13 protein-coding genes are annotated in these 16,132 nt (G+C 61.1%); 3 read left to right on the top strand and 10 right to left on the bottom strand.

The window, feature by feature from the left end; all coding sequences use genetic code 11:
- Positions 1–38 precede the first annotated feature (38 nt).
- The 9 genes from AC07V8_RS13740 to AC07V8_RS13700 all read right to left on the bottom strand — a co-directional run bounded on the left by AC07V8_RS13740 (position 39) and on the right by AC07V8_RS13700 (position 12,712).
- Positions 39–2,642 (bottom strand): alpha/beta fold hydrolase, encoded by a 2,604-nt coding sequence (locus tag AC07V8_RS13740; protein ID WP_494678710.1) that lies wholly within the window; start codon positions 2,640–2,642, stop codon positions 39–41.
- Between the two features lie 52 nt (positions 2,643–2,694).
- A complete protein-coding gene (locus AC07V8_RS13735) occupies positions 2,695–3,747 on the bottom strand; it encodes an aminopeptidase (protein ID WP_494678709.1) in 1,053 nt (350 codons plus the stop codon).
- Positions 3,744–5,861 carry a molybdopterin-containing oxidoreductase family protein gene (locus AC07V8_RS13730; RefSeq protein ID WP_494678708.1) on the bottom strand — a complete coding sequence of 706 codons (2,118 nt, stop codon included), beginning with the start codon at positions 5,859–5,861 and terminating at the stop codon, positions 3,744–3,746. Before AC07V8_RS13730 ends, AC07V8_RS13735 begins: the two co-directional genes overlap by 4 nt.
- A gap of 89 nt (positions 5,862–5,950) precedes the next feature.
- The gene (argE, locus tag AC07V8_RS13725; RefSeq protein ID WP_494678707.1) at positions 5,951–7,147 is read right to left on the bottom strand and encodes an acetylornithine deacetylase; all 1,197 of its coding nucleotides are present in this window, start codon (positions 7,145–7,147) and stop codon (positions 5,951–5,953) included.
- 26 nt (positions 7,148–7,173) lie between these two features.
- Positions 7,174–8,208 (bottom strand): ABC transporter ATP-binding protein, encoded by a 1,035-nt coding sequence (locus AC07V8_RS13720; RefSeq protein ID WP_494678706.1) that lies wholly within the window; start codon positions 8,206–8,208, stop codon positions 7,174–7,176.
- Entirely contained in the window at positions 8,205–9,194 is a 990-nt protein-coding gene (locus tag AC07V8_RS13715; protein ID WP_494678705.1) for an ABC transporter ATP-binding protein, read from the bottom strand. Before AC07V8_RS13715 ends, AC07V8_RS13720 begins: the two co-directional genes overlap by 4 nt.
- Before the next feature lie 7 nt (positions 9,195–9,201).
- Complete coding sequence (locus AC07V8_RS13710; RefSeq protein ID WP_494678704.1) at positions 9,202–10,107, bottom strand: ABC transporter permease; 906 nt, start codon at positions 10,105–10,107, stop codon at positions 9,202–9,204.
- Between the two features lies 1 nt (position 10,108).
- On the bottom strand, positions 10,109–11,086 hold the full coding sequence (locus tag AC07V8_RS13705) for an ABC transporter permease (RefSeq protein ID WP_494678703.1): 978 nt from the start codon (positions 11,084–11,086) through the stop codon (positions 10,109–10,111).
- 75 nt (positions 11,087–11,161) lie between these two features.
- Positions 11,162–12,712, bottom strand: a complete 1,551-nt coding sequence (locus AC07V8_RS13700) for an ABC transporter substrate-binding protein (RefSeq protein WP_494678894.1) — start codon at positions 12,710–12,712, stop codon at positions 11,162–11,164.
- A 163-nt stretch (positions 12,713–12,875) separates the two neighbouring features.
- On the opposite strand from AC07V8_RS13700, the gene AC07V8_RS13695 reads away from it, so the two are divergent.
- The 3 genes from AC07V8_RS13695 (at position 12,876) to AC07V8_RS13685 (ending at position 15,851) form a co-directional block, all read left to right on the top strand.
- Entirely contained in the window at positions 12,876–14,069 is a 1,194-nt protein-coding gene (locus tag AC07V8_RS13695) for a M20 aminoacylase family protein (RefSeq protein WP_494678702.1), read from the top strand.
- A 124-nt stretch (positions 14,070–14,193) separates the two neighbouring features.
- Positions 14,194–15,081, top strand: a complete 888-nt coding sequence (locus tag AC07V8_RS13690) for an SMP-30/gluconolactonase/LRE family protein (RefSeq protein ID WP_494678701.1) — start codon at positions 14,194–14,196, stop codon at positions 15,079–15,081.
- Positions 15,082–15,302: 221 nt separating this feature from the next.
- The gene (locus AC07V8_RS13685) at positions 15,303–15,851 is read left to right on the top strand and encodes an acyloxyacyl hydrolase (protein ID WP_494678700.1); all 549 of its coding nucleotides are present in this window, start codon (positions 15,303–15,305) and stop codon (positions 15,849–15,851) included.
- Positions 15,852–15,947: 96 nt separating this feature from the next.
- Here AC07V8_RS13685 and AC07V8_RS13680 read toward each other — a convergent pair.
- Positions 15,948–16,132, bottom strand: a 185-nt coding sequence (locus tag AC07V8_RS13680; protein ID WP_494678699.1) for a hypothetical protein, incomplete at its 5' end; no start/stop codon positions are given.

The raw sequence follows: 16,132 nt of genomic DNA, 5'->3' as shown, positions 1-16,132 counted from the left end.
ATAAAAAACACGCCGATAGGGGGGTAGTACTGGGTCTGCTAAAAAAGCACGGTTGTATTTTTTTGTTCTATCGCGATGCTATCGGGCAAAGCGTCGGCATGCAAGCGTTTTGACGCATATTTGAGCAAATCGTCGACACCCAGCTTCATGTTGTGGTGCAGCAAAACCTCTGCCCGCAAGTGCTTCACGCCCTCCTCGTCCGGACTCCATTTCACGTGCGCGACGGCTACCGCGGGATGCTCGAACAAGACTTCTTCGATCTGCCGCGGGAACACCCGCTGGCCACCCCGTATCAACATATTACTCTTGCGGTCGACGATGGAGACAAAACCGTCTTCGTCGATGCTGGCGACGTCGCCGGTGGCCAGCCAGCCGTCATGCAGGCGTTCCTCGCTTATTTTTTTGGCAATCAGATTCAAGGCAGTGGCGCCGTGTCCGGCGTCATCGGCACGGCCCTGATCGTAGCCGGCGAAGAGCTGCGGCCCGCGCACCCATAGCTCGCCCAAGGTGTCGCTGGGAAGAGGTTCGCCGCTATCGAGGTCGACCACTTTCACTTCGGTATCCGGCAGCGGCACGCCGACCACGCCCGGGTTGCGGCGCGCCGACAGCGGCATGGCCAGCACCGCCGGCGAGGCTTCGGTAAGGCCGTAGGCTTCAACCAGGCGGCCGCGCGTCAGCTTTTCAAATTCCTCGCGGATTTCCTGCGCCAGCGGTGAACCGCTGACGGCGCACACGCGGATCGACGCCAGGCCGTAGCGCCGCACGCCGGGCGTGTGCGCCAGCTCGCGCACCATGCGCGGCGTGGTCGGGAAATAAGTAGGACGCATTTTTTTCACCGTCTTCAGCAAGGGTTCCAGCTCGGCCCCCGGCAGCAGGATCAGGGTAGCGCCCAGATAGACGCCGAGGTGCAGTACTCCCGTCAGGCCGTAGGCGCTGGACAAGGGCTGCTGCGCCAGGAAGCGTTCGTCGCCGGGCCGCGATTCCGGCAGCCAGTGCCGCAGCTGCAAGGCATTCGCCGCCAGGTTGCGATGCGACAGCGCCACCGGCAGCGGCGTGCCGCCGGCGCCATAGGTGTAGACCACCACGGCAATATCGTTGACGTCTTGCGTCAGCTCGGCAGGATAGACCGTGCCGCGCCCCAGCACCTGCTTGAATTTCAGATAGCGCCGCTCCTGCTTGCGGTGCTGCTTGTCTTGCCGGAACCAAGGCAGCCAGTGGCCTTCCTGGACATGATGCAGGGCGGCGAACTTGAGCTTTTCGCGCCAGCCCATGTGATCGATCATCGAGGCAAAGATCACGCGCCGCAAAGCCGCGGCGCGGCGATCGCTTTGCAGGACGTCGCGCAATTCGTCGTAGCGGTTGGTGGTGGTCACCAGCATCACTGCGCCGGCATCGGCAATCCGCGTCAGCAGGATTTCTGCCGGGGTGGCGGCATCGCTCAGGACTGCTACCGCACCGGCCTTCAGGATGCCGAAATAGGCAATCACCAGCGAGGGAATATTCGGCATGGCCAGCAAGATCCGCTCGCCGGGCTTGATGCGCATGTCGATCAAGCCGTTGGCGAAACGATTTGCCTGGCGGTCCAGCTCGCGCCAGCCAATCCTGCCGCCGCGGTAGGACAAGGCGGTGGTCTTGGCAAAGCGCCTGGCGGTCGCCTCCAGCAGGCGCGGCAAGGCCACCGTCGGCAGCTTGATGCGGTAGGGAGTACGGGCATCGTAGAACTTCAGCCACGGGCGTTCGCTCTCCAGCTGCTTGCGGGCGGCGCGCCGTTCCGCCTTTTGCCGCAGGCGGCGCTCGGCCTGCTCGGCCGGATCGGACTGCATCTGCAGGAAGCGTTCGATGGCGCGGTTGACGGCATCGGGCCGCTCCACCATCACTTGATGCGCGGAGACCGGCACCACCACTTCCTCGGCGCCGGGAATCAGGCTGGCGACTTCCTTGTAGGCCGCTTCATCGAACAGGATATCGCGATGGCCGAGAATCACCAGCGCCGGCACCTTGATAGCGCGCAGATATTCGCCGCCATCCCACGGCAGCAAGGCGTTCTTGTTTTGCAGGTAGACCACATGCGGCGGCGGATAGATGCGGGCGGCGGTGATGCCGAAATACGGCATCAGCCTGCGCACCATGCCGAAAATCGGCGGCGGCATACGCAGCAAGGTGCGGCCAGCCCAGCGCAGGCGGAAACGCGCGGCCGAAGCGATCATGATCAATGCCGACACGCGTTGCGAAAACTGCTTGAGGAAGAAGGCGGACAGCGCGCCGCCGAATGAGTGGCACACCAGGATGAATTGCGGCGGCAGCTCCAGCAGGTCGAGGGCCGCGGCGATGTCGGCGACCAGCTCCGGCACGTCGTAACGCGCGCCGTCGGCCTCGGCCGGCGCATCGGTGTAGCCGTGGCCGCGCAGATCAAGGGCGATCACGCGGTAGTCGGTCTGGAACTGTTCCAGCTGGTATTCCCAATAGGCGGCGCGGCCGCCGAAGCCGTGGATGAACACCATGGTCGGCTGCTGGTTTCGCGCGCCGCGGCCATATTCGGGACCGGCATCGATGACGCTCATTTCCAGTGCGGAGCTGCCGTCGCGCGTCAGGCGGCCGGGCAGTTTCAAGGTGCTGCGATGCAGGTCGGTATTGAAGGTCATCTTGTCATTGTAACCAATAGCCTATCGCAATACGACGGTCCGGCCGGCATTCTCATGCGGATGGCGTTTTTGCCAGTTCGTCCAGTTGGCGATGTCTTTCTTCCTTGCTGAGCTTGGCCAGCCTGGCGACGGCGATATAAAACTTCGGCAAGGTCTGCTGCTGCGCCAGCAAAGCCTTGAATCCCGGCACCAGGTCGTAATAGGTCGCCACCAGCGCCAGGTGCGCATTCGACAGCGGCTCGGCAAACCAGCGGTCGTAGCCGGTATAGCCGCCCCAGCTGGCCTTGAGCCGCTGGTATTCGCCCTGCAGGGCGGCAAAGATCTCTGCCTTCTGCTGCAGCTTCTCAGCATCGCTGCGATCGCTGGCATAGTTGCTGGCCAGCTGCTGGCGGTACTTCAGCAGCAACGCCAGGAACGCTTGCTTGCGTCCTTCAAACTGGACGTAGGCGTCGCGCATTTTCTGGTCGCCGACCGCCTGCAGCCAGCGCTCGACGCCGGCTTGTTCCACAGTGGTGGCAAACGATTCATTGAACTGGGTATCGTCTTTGGCATAGACGGTCTGATGCGCCAGCTCATGGAAAATCAGCCGCGCCAGTTCGCCGTCGGGGTACTTGATGAACGTCGACAGCAGCGGGTCGTTGAACCAGCCCAGTGTCGAATAGGCCGGCACGCCGCTGACCTGGACGTCGTAGCCTTGCTGCCGCAGCTCGGCGGCAAATTTTTGCGCCGCTTCCTTGCTGAAGTAACCGCGATAATTCACGCAGCCGGCAATTGGAAAACACCATTGCCGGGGCTCCAGCGACAGCGCCGGCGCCGCCACCACGTTCCACAAGGCGAAGGGCCGCTGCAGGTCCGCATATTCGGTGTAGCTGCGATTGTCCGGCAGGCCGAGGTCAGTGACGGCAAAGCGGCGCATCTGCTTGCTGCGCTTCAGCTTGGCCTTGAGACCGGCATCGGCGTTCGGATCGGCCAGCCAGTCGTCAATCGGATGGGCGCGGTCGAGCAGGGAAAACTGGCCGTTGGCGGCTTGGCCGTAATAGGCCAGCTGGGCGCATCCCGACACCAGCACCAAGGCAAGCAGCGGAAGCAGCCGGCGCGTTCTCATGCGTTGGCGCTGATCCCGCCGGCGCCGCTCATTTGCACTTTTTCCACCTCCACCAGCACATCGTAGAAGGTCGGCGCGCGTCCCATGTCGGTCAGGCGCTGGCTGGTCACCTCGTTGGCGTTCTTGCCGTCGCTGGCCATTTTTTTCCACCAGATCGACAAGCCCACCACCAGGCCGGTCCTGGCCTTGTCGGTGACTCTCAGCCTGGCATTGAAGCTGCCGCGGTCGTTGAAGATACGGACCGTATCGCCAGTGGCCAGGCCACGCTGGGCGGCGTCGGCAGGATGCATGTCGAGATGCGGTTCGCCTTCGGTATCGCGCAGGCTCTTGACGTTGACGAAACTGGAGTTGAGGAAGTTGCGCGCCGGCGGCGAAATCATCCCCAGCGGATATTTCTTGGCCAGTTCAGGATTGCTGGCGCGCGACTCGTACGGCGCAATATATGCCGGCAAAGGATCAAGGCCGTCTTTCAGCATTTGCGCGCTGTAGAACTCGCATTTGCCGGAGGGCGTCGGGAAGCCGCCGTCGGCGAAAGGCGCATCCGGCATGTTCAGTTTCTGCCAGCCGTTCTGCTTGAGCGTATCCCAGTCGAAATGGATGGCGCGTACGTTCTTGCGATCGAACGCCTGCGCTGCGATTTCATCGTCGCTCTCGCGGAAACAGGCATCGTCGAATCCCATGCGCGCCGCCAGCAGGCGGAAAATCTCGGTGTTCGGCTTGGCTTCGCCGAGCGGCGCAATCGCCGCGTTGTTCGCCAGCATGTACAGATGGCCGTAGGCCGAATGGGCGTCTACGTGTTCCAGCTGGGTCGTCGCCGGCAATACGATGTCGGCGTAATCGGCGGTATCGGTCTGGAAGTGTTCCAGCACCACGGTGAACAGGTCTTCGCGCGCGAAACCGCGGGCGACAACGCCCGACTCCGGCGCCACCGCCACGGGATTCGAGTTATACACGATCACTGCTTCGATTTTCGGGCCGAATTCAGGCGAGGCCTCACGCAGCAAATCGTCGCCGATGGTGCTCATGTTGATGGTGCGCGGCGCCACGCCTTGCTTGCTCAGGAAATCGGGGCGCTGCAATGCCTGGCTGTTCTTCGGGAAGCTGTCCGAGGCCGACAGCTGGACGCCGCCGGCAGCGTGGCGCCAGGCGCCGACCAGCGCCGGCAGGCAGCTGATGTTGCGCACCGCCATGCCGCCGCCGCGGACCCGCTGCAAACCGTAGTTGATGCGGATCGCCGCGCCCTCGCCGCGCAAGGCCGCGGCGCCATAGGCGCGCGCCAGTTCGGTCACTTCCTCGGCGGTGATGCCGCACACTTCCGCGGTCTTTTGCGGCGTCCATTCCAGCACCCGCTGTTTGAGCTGCTCGAAGCCCAGCGTGTGGCGCGCAATGTAATCATGGTCCAGCAGGTCTTCGGCGATCAGCACATGCATCATGCCCAGCACCAGCGCCGAGTCGGTGCCCGGCAGCAGCGCAATATGCTGATGGCATTTGTCGGCGGTCAGGGATCGGTAGGGATCGATGGCGATCAACCTGGCGCCGTTGCGCTTGGCTTCCTGCGCGCGCATCCAGAAATGCAGGTTCGAGGCGATCGGATTGCTGCCCCAGATCAGGATCAGCTTGGCGTTCTGGAATTGTTCAAGGTCGGTGCCTATCCTGGCGCCCAGGGTGTACTTGTAGCCGGCGCCGCCGGCCGAGGCGCAGATGGTGCGGTCCAGCAGCGAGGCGCCGATGCGGTTGAAAAAACGCATCGACATCGACTCGCCCTGCACCAGGCCCATGGTGCCGGCGTAGCTGTAAGGCAGGATGGCTTGCGGATTGCGCGCGGCGATCTGGCCCAGCCGTTCGGCAATCGTGGCGATGGCTTCATCCCAGCTGATCTGCACGAACTTGCCTTCGCCCTTGTTGCCGACCCGCTTGAGCGGATGCAGCAGGCGGTCCTTGTGATAGGTCCGTTCGGTGTAGCGCGAGACCTTGGTGCAGAGGACGCCGGCCGTGGTGGGATGGTCGGGATCGCCGCGGACTTCGGTGGCGACGCCGTCGGTCACCGTCACCAGCAATGCACAAGTATCGGGGCAGTCATGCGGGCAGGCGGCACGAACGATGGAAGTAGTCATAATGTCATCAGAACCAAGGCGCTTCAATACGCTACTTTAGCAAAATCCGGCCGCACAGGATGACTATTAGATAGCCGCGCTCTTTTTTTCTATTTGCCGGCTTGCAGCTGCATCCCCGGATCCATCAGGCGCAGCATGAAGGCTTCGCACTGCGCCACCTGTTCCAGCGCCACGAACTCATTCGGCCGGTGCGCCTGCTCGATGCTGCCCGGGCCGCAGACCACGGTAGGAATGCCGGCGCGCTGGAACAGGCCGGCTTCGGTGCCGTAGGACACCGCGCCATGCGATGTATTGCGCGCCAGCGCCTTGGCCAGCTGCACCACGGCATCGCTTTCCTGCATGTTGAGGCCGGGCGCGGAAGCCAGCCATTCAAAGTCGATGGCGGCATTCGGCTCCACCCTTTGCATTTCCGGCAGCAGGGTCGCGGCGAAATCCTGGATTTCCTGATACAGGCGTTCGACATCGATGCCCGGCATGGTGCGCGCCTCGAATTCGAAGCGGCAATCCTTCGGTACGATGTTGGCTGCCAGGCCGCCGTGGATCAGACCGGTCTGCATGGTGGTGTAAGGCACGGTGAAGCCATAGTCACGCGTCTCCAGCTGGGCGAAGCGGTCCGCCATCTGGCGGATGTAGACGATGACGCGGGCCGCGTATTCGATCGAGTTGACGCCCATGGTGGTGTAGCTGGAATGGGCTTCGCGGCCGCGCACGCAGCAGCGGAAACGATGCGTGCCTTTATGCGCGATGATCGGCTGCATCGAGGTCGGCTCGCCGACGATGCAGGCCGCCGGCTTCAGTCCCAGTTCCTGCAAGTCCTTGATCAATCCTTGCACGCCGATGCAGCCCACTTCTTCGTCATACGACAGGGCGAAGTGCAGCGGCGCATCCATCTTCGCCGCCAGGAATTGCGGCGTCAGCGCCAGCGCGGTGGCGATGTAGCTCTTCATGTCGGCCGAGCCGCGGCCGTACAGCAGGCCATCCTTGACGACGGCCTTGAAAGGATCGCTGTCCCAGGCCTGGCCTTCGACCGGCACCACGTCGGTATGGCCGGACAAGATCAGGCCGGGCTTGGGACCTTCGCCCAGGGTGGCAAACAGATTGGCCTTCTTGCCGCTGGCATCGTAGGTCAGGCGCGATTTGACGCCGAAGCCGGCCAGGTAGTCGCGGGTCCATTCGATCAATCCCAGGTTGGAATCGCGCGATACGGTCGGGAACGCGATCAGGCGTTCGATCATTGCCATGACGTCGGCGGAAGGTGTCAGTGCTGTAGTGTGCGGGGTAGTCATGATTTGTCCTGTATTTGTCCGGCAAACTAGCCGTCGTTCAGATGGCAGGCCGAAAAATGGTTGCTGCTGATTTCTTTCAATGCCGGCTTTTCCTCTTTACAACGCGCCATCGCATGCGGACAGCGCGGATGGAAATGACAGCCGGCGGGTGGATGCAGCGGCGACGGGATTTCGCCTTTCACTGCAAAGAATTCGGTTCTCCTGACTTCCAGCTTGGGCGCCGACGCCAGCAAGGCCTGGGTGTAGGGATGATTCGCGCTGCCGAAGATGGTGTCGGCCGCGGCCGATTCGACGATGCGGCCGAGATACATGATCAGCACCCGGTCCGACAAATGGCGCACCACGCCCAGGTCGTGGCTGATGAACAGATAGGTCAGGTCGAGCTCGTCGCGCAGCTTGATGAACAGGTTCAGCACCTGGGCCTGGATCGACACATCCAGCGCCGCCACGGCCTCGTCGCACACCAGGAATTCCGGCTTGACCGCCAGGGCGCGCGCAATGCCGACCCGCGCCCGCTGGCCGCCGGAAAACTGGTGCGGGAAACGGCGCAGCATGCCGCCGTCCAGCCCCACCCTTTGCAGCAGGCTTTCGACATATTCGCGCTGTTGCGATGCGCTCACCATGCCATGCACCAACGGCGCCTCGCCGACGATGTCCTGCACCCGCATGCGCGGATTCAGCGAAGCATAGGGATCCTGGAAAATCATCTGGATCGCCAGTTGCTTCTTGCGCCGTTCAGGCACGGCAAGCTGTTCCAGCGACTGCCCCTTCCACAGGCGCGCGCCGGCGCTGAGGCTATGCAGGCCGACCGCCATCCGCCCCAGGGTCGATTTGCCGCATCCTGATTCGCCCACCAGCCCCACTACTTCGCCGCGCGCGATGCTCAGGCTGACATCGTCCACCGCATGCACCACTTCCTGCTGCATGCGGGCGCCAAACAGGTTGGCGATTTTCGCCGCGCTATCGAGATTCTTGACGAACTGCTTGCTGACCGCCTGCATTTCCAGCAACGGCGATGACGCTGAGGCTATGTCAGCCTGGCGATCTTCAAGCGCGCTCATTGCATTGCTCCGTTCGGACTATCCTGCAGCGGATGGAAACAACGCAGCATGCGCTGTCCGACCGTGCGCAGCGGCGGCGTTTGCAGGCACTCATCGGTGGCATGGGCGCAGCGCGTGCGGAATGCGCAGCCTTCGGGCAGATTCAACAGCGACGGCGTCATGCCGGGAATCTGCTGCAGCGGCTGGCCGCGCGGATTGCGCGAAGGCGCCGAGGCGATCAGGCCATGGGTATAGGGATGACGCGGATGTTCCAGCACTTGCTGCACCGTGCCGCTTTCGACGATGCGGCCGGCGTACATCACCGCCACGGTATCGGCCAGGCCGGCCACCACCGACAGGTCGTGCGTGATCCAGATCAGCGCCGTGCCCGATTCCCGGCACAGCTTCTGCATCTCGTACAAGATCTGCCCTTGTATCGTCACGTCCAGCGCGGTAGTCGGTTCGTCGCAAATGATCAGGTCCGGCTTGTTCAGCAAGGCGATGGCGATCGCCACGCGCTGCCGCATGCCGCCTGAAAACTGATGTGGATACGCTTGCAAGCGTTCATCCGGCGAGGGGATGCCGACCCGCACCAGCGCCTCGCGCGCCATTTCGCGCGCCACCATCTTGCTGACATCCTGATGCGCGCGCACCGCTTCCATCATTTGCGTGTCGATGCGCAGCACCGGATTCAAGGTCATCATCGGATCCTGGAAAATCATGGCGATGCGATTGCCGCGGATCTTGCGCATGGCTTCCGCCGGCAGCCCGCGCAATTCATTTCCTTGCAGCAGAATCTCGCCGGCGACGATTTTTCCGGGTGCGTCGATCAGGCCCATGATGGAATAGCCAGTCATCGATTTTCCCGAGCCCGATTCACCGACCAGTCCCATGATTTCACCGCGCTTGATGGAAAACGACACCTGGTCGACCGCTTTCACCAGTCCGGCGCGGGTGGAAAACTGGGTCTGCAGATTGTTCACTACCAGTGTCGTTGGAGTATCCATAGTCGCCTTATTGCGTCTGCAGGCGCGGATTGAGGACGTCGCGCAGCTGGTCCGCCACCAGGTTGATGGTCACCACCGTCAGCAACAAGGCGATGCCGGGAAACACGCTGATCCAGTATTTGCCGGAGAGCAGATACTGGAAGCCGTTAGCGATCAGCAGTCCCAGCGACGGCTCCGTGATCGGCAAGCCTAGTCCGAGGAAGGAAAGCGTCGCTTCCAGCGAAATCGCCGACGCCACCTGCAAGGCAGCGATCACGATCAGCGGCGGCAGGCAGTTGGGCAGCAAATGGCGGAACATGATGCGCAAGGGCGACAAGCCAAGCGCCGTGGCGGCTTCGATATATTCCTTCTTGCGTTCGACCAGCGCGGCGCTGCGGGTAGTGCGCGCGTAATAGGCCCATTGCACAGCCACCAGCGCGATGATGATCTTGTCCACGCCGCGACCGGTCAGCGCCAGCAGGATCAGGGCAATCAGGATGGGTGGAAAAGACAGCTGGATATCCGCTATCCGCATGATGAACGCTTCTGTGCGGCCGCCGGCATACCCCGCCAGCAAGCCCAGCGTCAGGCCCAGCGACAGCGCGATGACGGTGCTGACCACGCCGACCATCACGGAAATGCGGATGCCGTACAGGATCGCCGACAGCATGTCGCGCCCCTGGTCGTCGGTGCCGAGCAGATAAGTCATGCTGCCGTCGACCGAAGCCTTGCCCGGTTCCAAACGTGAGTCCATGACATCCAGCTTGGCCAGGTCGTAGGGATTCTGCGGTGAAATCGCAGGCGCGAATATGGCCGCCAGCAGGATCAGCACCAGCAGCACGAAGCCGATGGTGGCGATCTTGCTGCTGAAATAATTCCTGACGAAACGCTGCCAGGGTGTTTCCACGGTCTCGATTGCCTGGGTCAGTTGCATGTCAGCCTTTGCTTTCTGCCAGGCGCACGCGCGGATCGAGCAGCGAGTACAGCATGTCCACCACCAGGTTGATGACGATGAAGATCGTGACGATCAATAACAGATAAGCGACGATCACCGGCCGGTCCAGCACGCGGATCGAATCGATGATCAGCTTGCCCATGCCGGGCCAGGCGAATACGGTTTCGGTGACGATGGAAAAGGCGATGATCGAGCCGAACTGCAAGGCGATCACGGTGACGATAGGAATCAAGATGTTTTTCAGCACGTGGACGCCGATGATGCGGCTGTTGCGCAAGCCCTTGGCGCGGGCGAACTTGACATAGTCCTGCATCAGCGCCTCCTGCGCGCCGGAGCGTGTGAGACGAATCACCAGGGCGATGTTGAACAGCGCCAGGTTGAAAGCCGGCATCAGCAGATGCTTCAGGCCGTCCCAGCCAAGGAAGCTGACCGGCACTCCCAGCAGCAATTGCGTCTCGCCGCGGCCGCTGGTAGGCAGCCATCCCAGCTGCACCGCAAACACCATGATCAGCATCAGGCCGACCCAGAATGTCGGCAGCGAAAAGCCGAGGATGGAAATCGCCATGATGGCTTTGCCGACGATGCCGTTGGGACGCAGGCCGGCCAGCAGGCCGAGCGGCAGTCCCAGCACGATGGAGAGCAGGATGGCCGCCGAAGACAGCTCCAGCGTCGCCGGCATGCGCTCGAAAATCAGGCTCAGGGCTGGCGTCGAATAGGCAAATGAACGCCCCAGGTCGCCGCCGATCGCGTTCTTCAGGAAAATGAAATATTGCAGCCAGAGCGGCTTGTCGAGGCCGAAGGCGACGATCACCTTGGCGCGTTCCAGCTGATCGGCGTCGGGGCTGATCAGGACGTCGATCGGATTGCCGATCGCATACACGCCGATAAACACCAGCAACGACATGACCAGCAGCACGGCCAGACTTTGCAATACGCGGCGGATGATAAAAGCCAGCATCGAATATCCCGGAATCCATAAAAAATCCGCTCGCCACCAGCAGTGAGCGGATATGCGCGCGATTTATCCCTCTCTTTATTGTGGGTAGAATTGATAAGCGTGGGTACGCTCATCGGTGCGCGGGATATATACGATACCTTTTTTTGCGGCCCATGTCGTCACTTGCTGGTGAATGGGAATGACGCCGCCGTCGTCGATGACGATCGCGGTGGCCTGTTGCAGCAAGCCTGAACGCTCCTTGTCATCGACGCTGGCGAGTGCCTTGGCCAGCACCGCATCCATTTTAGGATTGCAGTATTTCAGCCAGTTGACCGCACCCATGCCTTTCGCCGGATTATCGCAAGCCACCATCGCCCGCAACGGCGACGAGGCTTCGCCGGTTTGCGCACCCCATCCCAGCAGGCCGATCGAGTACTCGCTCTTGGCGCCGCGTGCCGCGTAGACCGACATCGGCGCCCCTTCGACCTTGGTGGCGACGCCGATGCGCGACCACATCTGAGCGATGGTCTGGGCAATTTTCTCATCGTTGATGTAGCGGTTGTTCGGGGTATGCAAGGTCAGGCCGAAGCCGTTCGGATAGCCTGCTTCGGTCAGCAGTTTCCTGGCTGCCTCGGGATCGTATTTGGGCGGCTTGAGATCCGGATTATGGCCAAACAGCGCGGCCGGCACCAGGTTGACCGTCGGCTCGGACAATCCTTCCATCACGCGGTCGCGGATCGCATCGCGGTTGATGGCGATCGACAGAGCACGGCGCACGCGTTGGTCCATCAGCGGATTCTTGTCGAGCGGCTTGCCGTCTTTGTCGGTGACGAACGGCGATTTTTCGCGGCGCGTGTCCGGATACAGATAAATCACGCGGTGCGAGACCTTGGAGTAGAAACTCAGGTTCTTGTCCGCCCTGACTTTGGCCAGATCCGGCGTCGGCACATTTTCGATGGCTTGCACGTCGCCGGCTAGCAAGGCCGCCAGGCGGGTCGCGTCGTTGGGGATGAAGCGCAGGGTGACCTTGCTCCAGGCCGGCTTCTTGCCCCAGTAGTCGTTATTGCGTTCCAGTTCGACCCTGTCGTCGCGCTGGAATTTGACGAAGCGGAAGGGGCCGGTGCCGACCATGCCCTTGCCGCTGGCAAAGTCGTCGCTGCTCAGGCCTTGCGTCGCCTTCTTCGACACGATGTAGATCGAGGTCAGGTCCGCCAGCAGCAGCGGATACGGCTCTTTGGTCGTGAGCTGGATCGTATAAGGATCGACGATTTTTTTATTGACGATGGCCTTGGTGTAGGTGTCGAATTTTCCCGGGCTGCCGACGATCGTGGCCGGCCGTTCCAGCGACCAGGCCACGTCTTCCGCCGTCAGCGGCGTGCCGTCGTGGAATTTCACGCCCTTGCGCAGCTTGAATTCCCAGGTCAGGTTGTTCACCAGCGTCCATGACTCGGCCAGCGCCGGAATGATGTGGCTGTCGGCATCCATCGCCACCAGTTGCTCAAAGATATGATCGGAAACGTTGATATTGGGAAACAGATTATAGAAGTGGGGATCCATCGAAGACGGCGGGGAACTCATCGCCAGCTTGAACTCCTGGGCCGCCGCGGGAGGCAGAACAGACGCCGCCAGCGCCAGCAGACAAGCCATGAAGAATGCACGTAATCCGGTTGCTGGCCAAGACATCAGACGCATAATGCTCTCCTGTGAGTGAACACCGATGGACCGTGTAGGCGTAATATACACATTCTGGACGCTACGCCTCCGACCTTTTTTTACAGGCAAGAGGCATGCCACATATCAGGAGCCGAATATGAATTTGATCGATCCCATCATCGCCTTCCAGGCGGAACTGCAAGCCATCCGACGGGATTTGCACGCACATCCCGAACTCAACTATGAAGAACAGCGCACCTCCGACGTGGTGGCGCGCAAGCTTACCGAGTGGCAGATCCCGATCCTGCGCGGGATGGGCGTCACCGGTGTTGTCGGTATCGTAAAGAACGGCAGCAGCAGCCGCGCCATCGGCTTGCGCGCCGATATGGATGCCTTGCCGGTGCAGGAGTTGAATACTTTTCCACATGCCTCCCAACATCAGGGCAAGATGCACGCTTGCGGGCATGACGGCCACACCGCGATGTTGCTTGGTGCGGCGCATCATCTGTCCCGGCACCGCAATTTCGACGGTACCGTATATCTGATTTTCCAGCCGGCGGAAGAAGGCGGCGGCGGCGCGCAGCGCATGATCGACGATGGCTTGTTTGAGAAATGTCCTATGGAAGCGGTGTTCGGCATGCATAACTGGCCAGGCATGGCGACCGGCAGCTTTGGCGTGACAGCCGGGCCGATGATGGCGTCCAGCAATGAGTTTGAGGTGATCGTCAAGGGCAAGGGTTCGCATGCTGCGCAACCGCACAAAAGCATCGATCCGGTCATGGTCGCGGTGCAGATCGCGCAGAGCTGGCAAACCATTGTTTCGCGCAACATCAATCCCAACGATCCGGCAGTGCTGTCGGTGACGCAGATTCATAGCGGCAGCGCCACCAATGTGATTCCCGATGTCGCCACGCTGATCGGCACGGTGCGGACTTTTTCATTGCCGGTGCTGGATACGATCGAGGCCCGCATGCGCGAGGTGGCGCAGCATACCGCGGCGGCGTTCGGCGCTGAAGTCGAGTTCCGCTTCCATCGTAACTATCCACCGCTGGTGAACCATGCCAAGGAGACGGCATTTGCGGTCGAAGTGCTACAGGCGATGGTTGGCAGCGACAACGTCAATCCCGAGGTTGAGCCAACCATGGGTGCGGAAGATTTCGCCTTCATGCTGCAGAACAAGCCGGGCTGCTATGTCTTCATCGGCAACGGCGAAGGCGCCCACCGGGACAGCGGCCACGGCCTCGGCCCCTGCAATCTGCACAACGCCAGTTACGATTTTAACGACGACTTGCTGCCAATTGGCGCCAGTTACTGGGTTAATCTTGCAGAGACGTATTTGAAGAAGCAATGATTACCGCGCCGGTAGCCATGCCGGCGACGCTATAACGATTCGATCAGGCGGGCTGCGATTCAGCTGTCATTCGCAGCCCGCTGTCTGATCTCCTTCCGCCCTCTCTTTTCACATCATCACACACATGAATCAAATCGCAGCCGCGTACGACGTCCCTATGCAACTGGGTGAGTGCCCGCTTTGGCATGCAGCGGAAGCGTCTCTTTACTGGGTCGATATTTCAGCGATGCAGGTGCATCGACTGCATCCAGCCGATGGCAAGCACGCCATGTGGCAGCTGGATGCCGAGCCAGGCTGCATCGGTCTGCGCGCCGGCGGCGGGCTGGTCGTCGCCATGCGCACAGGCGTGGCATACCTGGATACGAACAGCGGTGCGCTCACGCACATCGCCGATGCGCCTTACGACGCAGCCACCGCGCGCTTCAATGACGGCCGCTGCGACGCTGCCGGCCGCTTCTGGGCGGGCGCGATCTATGAGCCGCGCGACCGTGCCGGCGCCCAGTTGTATGCGATCGAAAAAGGCGTGGTGCGCGCCGCCGGAAATCCGGTGACGGTCTCCAATGGCCTTGGTTTCAGCGGCGACAGCCGCACCCTGTATCACAGCGACACCACTGCGCACAGGATCAGCAGCTACGACTTCGATCTGGCTAGCGGCAAGATCGGCGCCGGCCGTGTGCTCAGGCAGTTCGCCATGGACAAGAATGCGCCGGATTATGGCGGCCGCCCTGACGGCGCTGCGGTCGATAGCGAAGACGCTTACTGGTGCGCCATGTATGAAGGCGGCCGGCTGCTGCGCTTGTCGCCTGCCGGCGAAGTGCTGCAAGAAGTGATCGTGCCGGTGCGCTGCCCGACCATGATGGCGTTTGGCGGGCCTGATCTGCGCACCCTGTATGTCACCAGCGTGCGCGAAAAGCGCAGTCCGGCGGAACTGGAAAAATATCCGCTATCAGGCTGTGTCCTGGCGCTGCACGTGGATGTGCCTGGCCGCACAGAACCCGTTTATATCCCCTGATTGCAAAGCGCAGAGTCACCGTTTTGCGACAGGAATTATCTGTAGTTCGGCAACAATCTCCGTTTTCGACTATTCTTTAGGGCTGTAGCTGCGCGCCGCGGCAGTCCGGTAAGGGAAGCATTTGCACCTGTCGGCGCCAGTCGGCCAGCGCAGCCCTTTCATGAATAGAGCGAGGACTTGCCTTTCATTCGCTTTTTATTTTTTACGCTCGAAAGTCTTTTATGCAAAAAAAACAAACCGGACTCAAGATTCTAGCCGCGGCCTGCCTGCTGGCTGGCGTTCATGCCAACAGCTTCGCCGTTGATTCCGCCTCGTTTGAAGTCGGCACCGGCAACAAGAGCCAGTTGGCCCGCGTTGCCGCACAATGGAACTGGGGTTCGCCATTATGGCAAGGCAGCAGCACACAGCTTGGCGGCTACTGGGATTTGAGCCTGGCTGAATTCCGTCAAAACCAATACCAGAATGTGCCTGGCCAATCGAAGAACCTGACCGACATTGGCTTCACGCCTGTGTTCCGCTTCCAGAGCAACGATAAAAGAGGCCTGTATGGTGAAGCCGGCATCGGCGTGCATCTGATGTCGCACCTGTATGACAACAACAGCCGCCGTTTTTCGACCGCATTTGAATTTGGCGACCACCTTGGTGCCGGCTATGTGTTCGGCAACGGCCTTGATGTCGGCATCAAGCTGCAGCATTTCTCCAACGGCGGCATCAAGAAGCCGAACAGCGGCGCAAACTTTGCCGTGTTGCGGGTGGCTTATCCGTTCTAATTGCGATCGTTGATCAAGATAAAAGCAGAATATGCCGGCAGGAAAGCCAGTCGCGAAAGCTGACTGGCTTTTTTTGTCGATTTCGAGGGTGGTGCGCTAAACATTTGAAAGATTTAGCGGCTGGGACAGCATTTTCCGCATTGCAGTGCCGTCTGCAGCGTAAATCTTCACCGTATTTCGGCGCAGCGTCGATTTTTGAATGTATTTCTGCGGTCTTTTACAAATCGTCCGCGCAAAGCAAAAACCCTCTGCACGATGAGATGCAGAGGGTTTTTTAATAA

Source organism: Collimonas sp. GW821-FHT02H07, assembly GCF_059421505.1.
This window is presented reverse-complemented; position numbering and strand designations above follow the sequence as displayed.

Bases quoted from the DNA above. Each gene is read 5' to 3' on its own strand.
- AC07V8_RS13685 (WP_494678700.1), top strand. From the start codon at position 15,303: ATGCAAAAAAAACAAACCGGACTCAAGATTCTAGCCGCGGCCTGCCTG.
- AC07V8_RS13705 (WP_494678703.1), bottom strand. From the start codon at position 11,086: ATGCTGGCTTTTATCATCCGCCGCGTATTGCAAAGTCTGGCCGTGCTG.
- AC07V8_RS13730 (WP_494678708.1), bottom strand. From the start codon at position 5,861: ATGACTACTTCCATCGTTCGTGCCGCCTGCCCGCATGACTGCCCCGAT.
- argE (WP_494678707.1), bottom strand. From the start codon at position 7,147: ATGACTACCCCGCACACTACAGCACTGACACCTTCCGCCGACGTCATG.
- AC07V8_RS13720 (WP_494678706.1), bottom strand. From the start codon at position 8,208: ATGAGCGCGCTTGAAGATCGCCAGGCTGACATAGCCTCAGCGTCATCG.
- AC07V8_RS13740 (WP_494678710.1), bottom strand. From the start codon at position 2,642: ATGACCTTCAATACCGACCTGCATCGCAGCACCTTGAAACTGCCCGGC.
- AC07V8_RS13715 (WP_494678705.1), bottom strand. From the start codon at position 9,194: ATGGATACTCCAACGACACTGGTAGTGAACAATCTGCAGACCCAGTTT.
- AC07V8_RS13690 (WP_494678701.1), top strand. From the start codon at position 14,194: ATGAATCAAATCGCAGCCGCGTACGACGTCCCTATGCAACTGGGTGAG.
- AC07V8_RS13735 (WP_494678709.1), bottom strand. From the start codon at position 3,747: ATGAGAACGCGCCGGCTGCTTCCGCTGCTTGCCTTGGTGCTGGTGTCG.
- AC07V8_RS13700 (WP_494678894.1), bottom strand. From the start codon at position 12,712: ATGGCTTGTCTGCTGGCGCTGGCGGCGTCTGTTCTGCCTCCCGCGGCG.
- AC07V8_RS13710 (WP_494678704.1), bottom strand. From the start codon at position 10,107: ATGCAACTGACCCAGGCAATCGAGACCGTGGAAACACCCTGGCAGCGT.
- AC07V8_RS13695 (WP_494678702.1), top strand. From the start codon at position 12,876: ATGAATTTGATCGATCCCATCATCGCCTTCCAGGCGGAACTGCAAGCC.